Origin of the sequence: Coleofasciculus sp. G2-EDA-02 (genome assembly GCF_040226375.1) — a bacterium.
Taxonomy (GTDB): Bacteria; Cyanobacteriota; Cyanobacteriia; order Cyanobacteriales; family Coleofasciculaceae; genus Coleofasciculus.
The window spans coordinates 1-12,334 of the sequence record NZ_JAVKEW010000043.1 but is presented as its reverse complement, the minus strand read 5'-3'; the positions used below and the strand labels follow the sequence as shown (position 1 = coordinate 12,334).

The window sequence follows — 12,334 nt, the reverse complement described above, 5'->3', positions numbered from 1 at the left end:
CGCTTGGTCTAGGGTTAAGGTTAGACACTCAAGACTAAGGGCATGAATAGGGGAGGGAAGGGTTCACAGGCAATCTTGCACGAGTCCCAGTGGCTAACGGCTAACCCATGATAAACCACCACTGAGGGCGGCATTTTTATGATCATCCTACCATTTTTGCTCAGATTGAGGGGTGCTTCGTCCTTTGTCCTTTGTCCTTTGTCCTTTGTCATCTGCCATACTCGCTGCCCTTGAGAAGCAAGCTACTTCATTGGGTTTAAGGGTTTGAGGCATATTCACAGAACTTAAAGTTCAGTTTATTTAGTTTATTTCCACCAATCTACTAGCGCTCCTCCAACCAACTGGCTAAATCGGGTAAACTTTGAAAATCGAAAACTTCCTCAGTTAACCGTTCCAAATCGCTCAACGGTAATTCTTCAATTTTGCGGCTGATTGCCAACGGGATTTCGCCGAAACGCTTCATAATTAGACGCCCTACTAGAGTTTTGGTCTGTTGTAGTCGCCCTTCTTCTTTCCCTTCTTCTTTTCCTTTTTCTTCAGCATAAGCCAGCCGTCCTTTTTCATCTTGCAACATTATGCCTCGCCGATCAACCACCTCCAACTCTTCTACGGTCATTGTGGCTTGGTTAGCAAGGTTTAAAGCAAGTTCTATCTCTGAAACTTCCCCTAAATTATCAGGGACACTCTCCAAAGTCGCTGCTTCTTTCAGGAAATAAATCCATTTATCGGTTAAACTCTGTAGTTCAGACAAGGTTTTATTGAACTTGGGGAGCTCGACAAAAATTAGCTTCAATTCACCATCTAAAAGTTCAAATTTTTGGGTTTTCTCTTGAAAGACAAATTGGTTAATGACCTGAGCCGTGTTGGGAAACAAGATAAAATCGGTAATTGTTACGGCAATGGCTGGATTTAGGAACGGATAATCATCGCCTGTTTTCAACTGATTACTATAAGCTTTTGCCAGGTTATAAGCCACCCGTTTGTTAAAAGCAGTCATTGGCGCTACTTGCATTTCAATAACAACAATAGACCCATCCGCTAAAACAGCTTTGACATCTAAATACGTTTCTTTTAAGGTCATTACCTGACCCGGATTATAGGGATTTACAATGGTTAAAGATTGAATTATTTTTTCTTCCTTATAAATGATCGCATTAAGAAAACTGATTAAAATTGCTTGGCTTTGTTCGGAACCAAATATTTTTTTAAATGCATAATCGACCTTGGGACTAATAAACCTCATGTTGGCTTTTCCTTTTCAGTATAAGTATATGAAATTTAGTCTAATTATAGCACAGCAAAGATCCCGTATACACTTCAGGAAAAACCGATGATTTTATTTAAGTGACACATCAAACAATGCTCTGACTGATGTTTTTCTTGAGGTGACATATTATTAAAGAATTTCCAATTCTAAATTGTGGCTTTTACGAAAATCATGGCTAAAGTGATCAACCTCATTCGTGTCACTCAATTCTAAGTTGTAGAAATCGACAAAATCATGTTCAAAATAAGGACCAGCGTGCCAAGTCCCTAGTTCTATCTTGATAAAGCAATTTCCCGGAATCCGGAAAACTTTAATGTCATCGATCGCGGGTTGTTCGCGTTCACAAGCAGGTGCAACCGCCATCCACCAGTCTTTCCCTTCTAGAGAACCCAGACATTGGCTACATTGCTGATGGCGCGTGATTTTGTGAAATTTGCGACCTCTTTGAGACAAACGCATAATGTAAAAGCGGGGAGTCCCGTTGTGCAGAATTAATTGGGCGTCTGTCGCATCATAGGGTTTATCATCGGCTGTCGGCGTGATTAACTGACCAAAGGGTTGAAAGCGTTCGGCGCTAATCTCTTCTAGTGGAAGTTGTTTCACCAAAATGGTGGGATTCATGACAGATATCGATAGTGCAACACAAAGCTTACTGCTATTTTGTCCCAAACAGGCGATCGCCTGCATCCCCAAGTCCGGGCAAAATATAGCCATGCTCGTCTAAGCTTTCATCAATAGCGGCGGTATACAGAGGAACTTCGGGATGATGATCATGGAAATTCGCGATTCCCTCCGGTGCAGCTAGCAAGCACAAAAACTTGATGGACAACGGGATAAAATCCTTCACCCGATCCACGGCGGCTACGGCTGTATTCCCTGTCGCCACCATGGGATCAACAACCAAGATCTCTCGGTGTTCGATATCATGAGGCAGTTTGCAATAATATTCAATCGGAATCCGAGTAGTGGGGTCACGATACAAGCCAATATGCCCCAAGCGGGCGGAAGGAATCAGTTCTAAGATACCATCAACCAGCCCTTGCCCTGCCCGCATAATCGAAACAATCACCATTTTCTTATCCGAAGCCAGCATGGGAGCGTGCATGGGAGCCAGGGGTGTTTTAATCGCTGCGTATTTAAGGGGTAAGTCCCGCGTCACCTCGTAAGCTAACAAGCTGCCAACTTCTTTCATCAGTTGACGAAATTTAGCCGTACTGGTATCTGCCTGACGCATAAGGGTTAGCTTGTGTTGCACGAATGGGTGATTGATTACTGTAACTTGAGGAGTCATTTGTTAATAGTAGACAGCTTTTTATCTGTATAGAAGTTAATCTTCATGTCCTGAGAGTATACCACTCCTGTTGCCAAATCACAGCCCCGAAAGGAATACACCCTAAAATAGGCGTTGATCATGTATTTATTAATTGATCATAATTAATACAAAAACAATAAAAAATATATGTTATTTGTAGCCAAAGAAGATTTATTCAGGTTATGTTTTAAATTGCCCCTACCATGGATAAAATAGTCTAAGCAAGAGGAGGCGATTGAAATCGCTGCTACACAAACTTTCGTCCGCCTGCGCGGACTTTGTTATAACGGGGGTAGCTAACCTGGATTTGGTATTAGAACGCTACTTAGTATTAGACTTGATTTTAAGAGCGATCGCGCTTATCTGGTGTTAATGTTGGAGGAGAGTGAATGTTGGGTTTCCTGTGTCAACCCAACCTACGGTGATGGGCGATCGCACCGACTGATTATTTCGTTCAAAAAACTGTACCATCACTCTCAATCTGAATTGGCGGAACCCCCCCTTCTCTTAATTGTGCCGCAATCTTTCGTCCGGCTGTCCAAGTCCCACCTTGCAAAACTTTGACTAAAGGTAATTGGGTTGCTGTTAAGTTTAGCTGTTTTCGGATAGCTTCGGCAATTCGATCTAACAGACTTACCGTCAGCGCTCGCCATTCGACAATTACTTCAGAACCCGGTAAATGGCGCTGCTGCAAAATCGCCGGATCTTTCACCACAATCAGTCCTAAATCGAGGCATAAACCGCCATTGCGGTATTCGGCTAATCCGGTGAGTTCGTCTAATCCAGTAATTTCTAACCCTAATTCTTGTAAAGGTTCTAGAAGGGAGTAGGTTAACCACTGGGAAAGTTTGTGAAACGGTATATATTGATCACTCGGCTTTTCCCCAGACAGGGCAGAATGACGCCAGACATCGCCTAAATTTACTCCCGCGATCGCAAGTCGTCCTGACCAAATATCACCTAACCCCTCTAACACAGCCGATAATACCACTTCAGCGGGTAGCTTGCCGATAAAGTTGGGTTTAGATAAGTTATCGATTTTTTCCATAACCTTATCTGTCAAACTCCCCTCCATCGCTTCTCCCTCACGGGTTGAAAGGCTCAACAAATACTTGACCAAATTACCCGGACGGGGATTTTGATCACCAAACAATTCCGGATGAGTCTGTAGGGATTCTCCCAAGCGCTGTAAGAGTTTTACCCTACCCTCTAAACCTAAAAGAGGATTCGCTGAACTAACTTGAAATCCGTGAGCTAACTGCTCAACTGTTAAGTTTTTCAATCCTTGAGCATCGGCTTGTAAGGAGTATTCTGGGTTACTGGAAAACATACCCTGACAGAACATCCGGAAACTAGCAACGGCTAAACCTTCAGAACGGCGAAACACTTGTCCCGTTTGGGTTTCAAAATATTGCCAATCAGCACCCGCCCCCGCATCCAATAAGACACTAACAATCGCTAAATCAAATTTAGTTTGGGCTTTTTGTACAGGAGTGAGTCCGGCTAATTTTTCGTCTAATTCAGCAAGGCGTGGCACGTTCGGGACTTCAAAATGCCGCCAGCGACTGTGGAAAGGGATATTAAAATCAGGATATTCATCCTGCATCACTTGAATCACATAACTGGCTACATTTTCTAGCTGGGTTAAATCGCAACGGAAGTAATGCAACTGGTTTGTCTCAGCGAGATCCAAGACGCGATCGCACCGTTCTCGAATCGCCTTTGGTGTTCTCAGGTAAGCAATAGTTTGTTGATCATTTGTCATTTGTCATTTGTCATTTGTCATTTGTCATTTGTCATTTATAACCTGTAGGGGCTCTCGCATTTGGGGAGCCATCTTATGATACTTGTCCAAAATGTTTTACCCAAATGCGAGAGCCCAGTTCCGGTGATGTCGTTTATGGATAAATTTTAGATTTGTCGGGGCGGGTCTAGTTATATTTATTGTGAGGTCAGAAACGATAATAGTGAAAATAGCCCCTACACAATACTCAAAAATTTTTCATAATTCATAATTTCTATTTTATAGGTGTGTACCCCTGAATAACTGTGTGTCGGTATAGCTTACTACAGACGCCAGTGCGGGAGTACACACTCTACTTGTGATTAGACACACTTACTGTTCTGAAAGGAAACACTGCTGACTATGAGGAAGCTAAGTCACTAGATCAAGAATAACAAAGAAGCTGCCTGAAATCAAATCGGCAATCGTCTGTTGTTTTTGGCATTTCATTCATCATTGGTTCTACTCAAATGCCCAATTTCCAATAACGAATCCAAAACCATCAGCCAAGACTACGCCCTTTAATCGTCGCTAATTTTACTGCATCGGGTGCGGTTGTTTCGGTATAATAACCCGCCGCTTGCTTGGCAGCAATTTCGACCATGGCATCTTCGGGAATTAAATCGTCGGGAATCGGGACGCGCTTGACAATCTCGATGCCAGAGTTGGTGATCGCATTGTATTTCATGTCGCTCATGGAGACAAACCGATCAATCCGCGTAATTCCCAACCAGTGTAGTACATCGGGCATTAGTTCTTGGAAACGCATGTCGGGAACACCTGCGACACATTCGGTGCGGTTGAAATAAGAAGAAGCGCTATCGCCGCCTTCTTGTCGCTTGCGGGCATTATAAACCAGGAACTTGGTGACTTCACCTAACGCCCGCCCTTCTTTGCGGAAGTAAACCAAAACCCCTGCACCTCCGGCTTGTGCGGTTTGCACACAAACTTCCAACCCATGTACTAAATAAGGACGACAGGTGCAGATATCGGAACCAAAGACATCGGAACCGTTGCATTCATCATGAACTCGCACGGCAAGTTGGCGATTGGGATCAGTAATCGCGTCAACCTCACCAATTAAATAAACTGTAATCCCACCAATCGGAGGTAAGAAAACCTGTAAATCTGGGCGGGTTACCAGTTCAGGGAACATTCCCCCGGTTTGCTGGAAGAGGGCGCGGCGTAATTCTCCTTCCTCGACGTTGAGTCGGTGGGCAATTCCTGGCAGATACCACACGGGGTCAATGGCTACTTTGGTGACCACTAAACTGCCGTTGGGCTTGACAATTTTACCGTCAACTGATAATCGATTTTTCTGGATCGCTTCTTGGATTTCCGGCAAGTTGACATGGGCTTGGGTGACTGCGATCGTGGGTCGAATGTCGTATCCTTGCTCATAGAAATTGGCGTAGACATCCCCCACCATTCCCCCAAAGGGATCAAGAGACACAATGCGATTAGGGTTAGCCCAACTGGGATGGGGACCTATCGCCACAACGGGAGCTGTATTGGTCAAATCCGCTCTGTGATTTGGATGCAGCGCTCCACTGGCAACGGCTAATGCCCGATAGACGGAATAGGAACCGGAGTGAGTGCCGATCACGTTACGATGGGCGAGGTTCGTCACCGTACCAATAATGGGTCTGCGCTTGAGGGGGTCGATTTCTCCCCAATGCAGGCGAGGGGGTTGTTCCCGGGAACGCCCTGGATGAGAGGTCAAAACAATATGCTTTGGTTTCGACTTCGACAAAGGCTGTGATAGTTGCATGATGGCTCCTATGTAGAATGCACCTCAAATTAACGTATGAGTCGTTTAATTCAAGCAAGCTCCAATCATAGCAATTAGAGTTTGGTTATGGATGAACCTGATGGAACAGGGTGTCAACACCCTGTAATGTTTCCTTAAAATACAACGTAATGACTCAGAGGCTATGGTGCGAGGAACACAACCACAGGGGAATTATGGTTCCCCGTCACTGACAGAACAAAGGCAGATGGCAGATGGCTCGCCTGGATTTAGCTTGGACTCTATGTAAGTTATACCGTCGCCGAATTAATTTCTCTAATTTTTTGTGCTGTTGTTGGCACGGGAATAATATTTATGGGATACTTTTTGGCATTATCTGTCGTCTAAGGGAATAATCTTACCAATTTAGGTGGGATGGTGTTGTTAAGGGTTAACTATGAGTCGCAGGTCAAGTTCTTACGCGGTTTCCGTCGTACTGACGGTTATAACTGTCCTGTCTGTCATCGTCACCAACGTGCCGCGATCGCATTCTCTATCCCCCAGCCCTGGAAATGCTGCTCTCATCGCCGCTACGCCGACTCAACAATGGCAAGATGCCAAATTGTTGCGTAATATTAAGGCACATGCAGACGCAGTAGGCGCGATCGCGATTAGCCAAGATGGACAACTCCTCGCCACGGGTAGCGATGATCAAACGATTAAACTCTGGAACCTAAATACAGGTCAGCCATTGCGTACTTTTTCTGGACATTCTGATCAAATTACTGCCTTAGCCATTAGTCCAAATGCAGAAATACTGGTGAGTGGGGGGGGTATCGAGGACGGTTCAATTAAACTCTGGAATCTGAAAACGGGTGAATTGATCAATACTTTTCAGAAGAAAGAAGGCATGATTCCATCCTTGGCGATTACCCCAGACGGAAAAACTCTCGCCAGTTCCAGGAGAGGAGAAGGTTTAGGTTTTGTCTCGGAAATTATGCTTTGGAATCTAGAAACAGGCAAACAACTGCTTCAGTTTGATATAGAAAATTTAACCCTGTCTCTTGCTTTTAGTCCCAATGGAGAACTCCTTGCCAGTGGTTCTGAGGACGGTACAATTCATTTATGGAATTGGCAGAGTGGGGAAATCCGGCATATCCTCCAGCATCCTCAGTCTTTAAGAGCGTTGGCGTTTAATCAGGATGGACAAGTCTTGGTGAGTGAGAGTTTTGCCGAAACCATTAATGTTTGGAATCCCCAAACCGGGGAATTACTTTCGACACCTGTAGCAAATCCTAAACCTGTCTTTGTGAATGCCTTGGCACTGCATCCATCGGGTAATATCTTGGCAAGCGCGTTAGGTGCTTATGGCAGATTAGGATTATGGAATCTGCAAACCGGTGAGTTGATGACGACGCTGACAGGGTTTTCAGGTTCGATTTTTTCCCTCGGCTTTAGTGGTGACGGTCAGATGTTGGTTAGCGGGAGTAATGATGGCGCGATCGCAATTTGGGGAACGGGGAACAGGGAATAGGGAATGGGCAATAGGCAATAGGCAATAGTAGGGGCGGGTTTTGTACAAAGGTTAGTATCAATAGCGGAACGAAAGCCCATAAACCCGCCCCTACAAACCATACTGCCTCAACTTCCCCCACTGCCTAAAATTACTAAACTTAATAATGTCCCCGTATTCCAGAGACTGTGAACGATCATGGGCGCTACAAGATTGCGCGATCGCGTGTTATTTTAGGGGGAGTACCAATGGATTTTGGGATACTCTATTCAGGCTGTTGTGATAGAGTAAATCGGATGATTCTCGCGATCGCACAATTCCCTCGTGTCTAATTCCTTCTGGCAAGCCAAAATCCAAGGATTACTCTATGATTTTGACCGGGATAGTTTGAGAAACTCGACCGGGGAAAATGCTCAAGTCTTCTTAAATGCCCTAGAATCAGTCAATCCTGCCCCAACCGTATCCCAAGCCTACCAAATAGCTGAAGCCAGCGATCGCGCCCTGCTGAATCGGATGCATTTGCCTCTGACTCTGCCGACTCTGAACGTGGCACATCTGCTATCGGGGGCAGAACTCCCCCTATCGGTGAATGTCAGGGATTATGATCAGTTAACCTCCCCGCCACCCGCAGACAGCACCCCCAACGCCCCAGAAGCCATCGACTCCCGCCAACTCTTTTGGTGGTTATGGCGCTGCTTACCCGAAGCCGTGAGTCAGCGACTGGGAGAGGATGCCTTACTCATGCCAGCGGTACCCCTTTTACCCGATGCCTCGGTGTGGAGTCAAGCTAGCCTCACCGCCGCCCTAGCTGGGGCATTAACTGACTCGAACTCCTCCCCTCCCCATCTGGCTACCTTTAGCTTTTCTCCGGTGCAAGAGTTAATTAAAGCTAGTCGCAAAATGCGGGATTTCTGGGCAGGGTCTTGGGTGTTGCATTATCTGTCGGCTAAACTTTGTTGGCGGCTGGCACAACGCTATGGACCCGATAGCCTGATTTATCCCAGTCTGTTTCAGCAACCCTTAATTGACTATTGGTTGGGGCAGACATGGGCGGAGTTTCGACCGTGGATACCGCAACCGTCAGCATCTGCCTTACTCACCGCCGGGTTTCCTAATGTGATTGTTGTCCTTCTCCCCGCCAAAGACGTGAAGTCTGCCATGCAAACCGCCCGTCAAACCCTGCTGGCGGAATGGTCTAGGATTGGGCAGTTGGTGTTTGCTGAGTTAAAGCAACGCCACTGGATGCCAGATTTAGGGGAAAATAGTGCCACTTGGTCGGGGTGGTTGGCGTCTCAGTGGCAAACCTATTGGACGGCGTTACCGATTGGCGTGAATCCCTTGACAAATCAGGCAATTGCTGCATCAGACGCTGCCCAACTGCAAGCCTGGTTAGACCCGATGAATCGTCTGTGCCAGCTTCAGGATACTCCAGACCAACGCCGCGCCCTATTTTTACCGGAGGAATTGGAGTTTATGCGGGCGGTGTCTGAAAAAGACCCATCCATTTGTGTGAATGTGGGGTCATGGTGGTCCTATTTATTCGACCAACTGCGATATGCAGCGGGTACGGTGAAAAATAGTCGGGTTTGGCAAGTGCCAACGGCTTTTTTACCTCGGTCTACGGTGTCGGGTATCGGTTCAGTGGTGTATCCTAATCCAGACCAACGCCATACCACAGAAGGGGATACGGGGAAATACTGGGAACGACAGGTGGGATTGTTTGATGGGATTGAAGAACTCAACGCCACGGAGACGCTGAAGCGGGGGTTACATAAGATATTACCGCAACTGTTAGGGGTTTTAGGCACAGGGGGACGCGGAGAGGGGGAGACGTTGGCATCCCAGTTTCGACCCTCGCCCCAATTGTATCCAGATTTGAGTTCTGGTGTGGCGGGTTGGTTGCGGACTCATCCGGAGGCGATAGAGTATTTTCGCTGGGCAACGGCTGAGATTAGTCAAGCTTTTGCCTGGACGACGCAATCCCCCCTCCCCGGTGATTTTCCCCCAGCGACGCAACCTTGGGGGATTCCTTGGATTGAACAAAATTATCCCGATTTACTCAATTCTCGCCTGCTGAATGCGGGTTGGCTGATTGATGAGTTTACGCCCACCAATCCTAATCCTAGCCAACCCTTTACCCGGGAGGCACAAAAGCAGGTGAGACAGGCAGAATGTCAGCGGGTTGGGTTGAAGATTGCCGAGTATTTTACACCGGGGAATAATCCCAGTGATTGGTATGTCTTGGCGGCTGGGGATGGGGATGGGATGAGTCGCTGGTTGAATGGGGAACGATTGAAGGCGTATCAGGAGTATATGCCCGTTTTGCCTGACCCCCCTGAAGCGGCGGATGGGGACAGCCACAGGATTTACCAGGGATTTAATCAACTCAAATCCCTTAAAAAACGTATGGGTCCAGCGACACATAATGCCCTGAGTCGCGCCCTTTTGGATTTCTCCAATCGGTTGGTTCCTTATTTAACCGAACAACGCTATGCTGGACGGTTAATTTATAGTGGCGGCGATGATGTTTTAGCTTATACCAATCTCTGGGAATGGTACCAGTGGTTATGGGATATTCGGCAATGTTTTCGAGGTGCGGATGACCCCAGGGGTGAGTTTAGCAGTCAGGGGGATTATTGGCGTTATCGGGGGGAACCAGATACCTATTCTCGCTTACCCAAACGTCCTTTATTTACGATGGGGGGTGAGGCGAGTTTGAGTGTTGGGGTTGTGATTGCCCATCATTCGGTGCCTTTAGCGATTGCTTTGGAGAATCTCTGGTCAGCGGAAGCGGGGGCGAAGCAGTATGATTATCAAGGGCATGAGAAAGATGCTGTGCAAGTCCGGGTGTTATTTGGCAATGGCAATAGTCTCACGGCTACGAGTCGGTTCCCAGTGTTTCATCAGTGGCACAGGTTACTCCAATTGGGGGTAAATCACAGCATTTTTGAACAAGCCGCCCAACTCTGGCGTCAGCATCCCGCGCCGACGTTAGCAGCGATTGTACCCTGGACGCGGACATTTTGCCAGCGTCGGGATTTATTGGCGGATAATCAGTCGGTTAGGCAAGGGTTTGAGGCGGATTTAGCTAGGTATTTGAGGGCATTACGTCAAACCACACCCCTCCCTCAGCAGGATGAAACTGTCCAACGTTGGTTGAAGCTAACGGCGTTTATTTTACGCCATCGGCAGATTGGTAAGCTGTCACGCTTTTAAATTGGTGGTTGAGACAGACGCGGAGATGGGGAGAGGGGGAGACGCGGGGAGGGGGAGATGGGGAAGATGGGGGAGATGGGGGAGAGTGTGTAGGGGCGGGTTTTACCACTAACGTTTCGTTTTGACCCTGATATAACTAAACCCGCCCCGACCTCACCGTTCAATTATCACATAAGACCAATGACCAATGACCAATGACCAATGACCAATGACCAATGAAATGGTATACAATTACGCCTTTAGATGTACTGCTATTTCGAGACGCCAAACCCTTTTCCCCTGGAGAACGGGCTTGGGCAAGTAGTTTGTTTCCGCCTAATGGTCATGCCATTGCTGGGGCGATTCAGGGGTTACTTCAAACTGGAGAGGATTTGCACCTGATTGGTCCGTTTCTGTGTTATCAGGAAACCCTTTATTTTCCTATTCCTTTAGCCTACAGCCAAACTGTACCCTTGGTGCCTCTGGCTTGGGATTATACCCATCCTCTTTATGGTGTCCTCCAAACCAATCCCGAACGATGTCAACCTTTAGTTCGGGCGTCTTGGGCGTCTCAGTCGGGGAGGGGAAGGAAGCAGGATTATTTTCAATATCTGCCCTTTCCGGTGATTTGGCAGTATCTGAAAACGGGTCAGATTCCACCCCATCAATGGCAAGGGGTAGAGGCGGGTCAAACCCAACCCTGGCAGGGCGAAACTCGTTCTCATAATACTATAGATTTGGGCGGGCGATCGGTGCTAGATGCCGATGGTTATTTTGTCGAGAATGCCATCCGCCTGAATCCGGGCTGGAGTCTTGCCATTGCCCTTGAGGGTCAATTCAATCTACCCCAAAGTAGCATTCTGCGACTGGGAGGGGAAGGACATCGGGCGATTTTAGCCTCTTGTCCCCAGTTAGGAGAACAGTGGAATAGTTTGCAGCAGGTGTCTCAGGGGAATCAGGGGAGATCACAAAAATCTCTGGCGTATTTAGTGACTCCGGGGGTATTTGAACGACGTCACCATGGTACAGCCTTGTGTCAGGCATATCCTTGGGAATGGTATTTTGCTTATCCGGCGAAGGCGAATCAAAAGGTTGGTCCTTTAGTCAGTTTTGCTACAGACAAACCCTTAGCGATTAGTTGTCGGATGCGGTATGGGGACAATCAGAGTATACCCGCCCCCCAAGTCTTTGCCGCGCCACCGGGAACGGTTTACTATTTAGAACATCCTGCCCCGTTGTTTCAGGAGAGTTTGGAGGCACCGAATCATGTTCGCCGTTGGCGTAAGTTAGGCTATTCTCAATTGTTCTGGCTACCGTTCTACAACACTTGGACAAAGCTAGACAAAATTGGATCTTGTTAGACATTATCCGGATTGCTTCCTGTTTCACTCTGGCGGTGTCGGCACTCAACCAGTCCACAGGCTTAAAATCGGACGGAACTCGCCCTACTCAAGTCTAAATACGTCAGTAATTGTAGTAATTTGAGAAGCTTTGCTGCTTTAATCCGTTATTTTCAGCGCTATTAAGGTATGCTG

The 12,334-nt window shown here is 47.0% G+C and carries 9 protein-coding genes; 3 read left to right on the top strand and 6 right to left on the bottom strand.

Translation table 11 applies throughout. The features are described from left to right. Positions 1-20: 20 nt before the first annotated feature. From RLO19_RS04275 to RLO19_RS04250, 6 genes are all read right to left on the bottom strand, one after another. On the bottom strand, positions 21-212 hold the full coding sequence (locus tag RLO19_RS04275) for a hypothetical protein (RefSeq protein ID WP_446354145.1): 192 nt from the start codon (positions 210-212) through the stop codon (positions 21-23). A 110-nt stretch (positions 213-322) separates the two neighbouring features. Then, positions 323-1,243: an Rpn family recombination-promoting nuclease/putative transposase gene (locus tag RLO19_RS04270; protein WP_446354144.1), complete on the bottom strand. Its 921-nt coding sequence runs from the start codon at positions 1,241-1,243 to the stop codon at positions 323-325. 153 nt (positions 1,244-1,396) lie between these two features. After that, entirely contained in the window at positions 1,397-1,888 is a 492-nt protein-coding gene (locus RLO19_RS04265) for an ureidoglycolate lyase (RefSeq protein WP_446354143.1), read from the bottom strand. A 34-nt stretch (positions 1,889-1,922) separates the two neighbouring features. Then, positions 1,923-2,558, bottom strand: a complete 636-nt coding sequence (gene upp, locus RLO19_RS04260) for a uracil phosphoribosyltransferase (RefSeq protein WP_446354141.1) — start codon at positions 2,556-2,558, stop codon at positions 1,923-1,925. A 475-nt stretch (positions 2,559-3,033) separates the two neighbouring features. Beyond that, positions 3,034-4,344 carry a URC4/urg3 family protein gene (locus RLO19_RS04255; protein WP_446354139.1) on the bottom strand — a complete coding sequence of 437 codons (1,311 nt, stop codon included), beginning with the start codon at positions 4,342-4,344 and terminating at the stop codon, positions 3,034-3,036. A gap of 520 nt (positions 4,345-4,864) precedes the next feature. Beyond that, a complete protein-coding gene (locus tag RLO19_RS04250; protein WP_446354137.1) occupies positions 4,865-6,133 on the bottom strand; it encodes a GTP cyclohydrolase II in 1,269 nt (422 codons plus the stop codon). 415 nt (positions 6,134-6,548) lie between these two features. Here RLO19_RS04250 and RLO19_RS04245 point away from each other — a divergent pair, with 415 nt between their 5' ends. The 3 genes from RLO19_RS04245 to RLO19_RS04235 all read left to right on the top strand — a co-directional run bounded on the left by RLO19_RS04245 (position 6,549) and on the right by RLO19_RS04235 (position 12,160). Next, positions 6,549-7,625, top strand: coding sequence for a WD40 repeat domain-containing protein (locus tag RLO19_RS04245; protein WP_446354135.1), 1,077 nt, complete (start codon positions 6,549-6,551; stop codon positions 7,623-7,625). 303 nt (positions 7,626-7,928) lie between these two features. Next, positions 7,929-10,820, top strand: coding sequence for a type III-B CRISPR-associated protein Cas10/Cmr2 (locus tag RLO19_RS04240; protein ID WP_446354134.1), 2,892 nt, complete (start codon positions 7,929-7,931; stop codon positions 10,818-10,820). 215 nt (positions 10,821-11,035) lie between these two features. Next, on the top strand, positions 11,036-12,160 hold the full coding sequence (locus tag RLO19_RS04235; RefSeq protein WP_446354132.1) for a type III-B CRISPR module-associated Cmr3 family protein: 1,125 nt from the start codon (positions 11,036-11,038) through the stop codon (positions 12,158-12,160). The last annotated feature ends 174 nt before the right edge of the window (positions 12,161-12,334 follow it).

Coding starts and splice junctions, on each gene's coding strand:
- RLO19_RS04235 (WP_446354132.1), top strand. CDS start 11,036: ATGAAATGGTATACAATTACGCCTTTAGATGTACTGCTATTTCGAGAC.
- RLO19_RS04250 (WP_446354137.1), bottom strand. CDS start 6,133: ATGCAACTATCACAGCCTTTGTCGAAGTCGAAACCAAAGCATATTGTT.
- RLO19_RS04270 (WP_446354144.1), bottom strand. CDS start 1,243: ATGAGGTTTATTAGTCCCAAGGTCGATTATGCATTTAAAAAAATATTT.
- RLO19_RS04255 (WP_446354139.1), bottom strand. CDS start 4,344: ATGACAAATGATCAACAAACTATTGCTTACCTGAGAACACCAAAGGCG.
- RLO19_RS04275 (WP_446354145.1), bottom strand. CDS start 212: ATGACAAAGGACAAAGGACAAAGGACAAAGGACGAAGCACCCCTCAAT.
- upp (WP_446354141.1), bottom strand. CDS start 2,558: ATGACTCCTCAAGTTACAGTAATCAATCACCCATTCGTGCAACACAAG.
- RLO19_RS04245 (WP_446354135.1), top strand. CDS start 6,549: ATGAGTCGCAGGTCAAGTTCTTACGCGGTTTCCGTCGTACTGACGGTT.
- RLO19_RS04265 (WP_446354143.1), bottom strand. CDS start 1,888: ATGAATCCCACCATTTTGGTGAAACAACTTCCACTAGAAGAGATTAGC.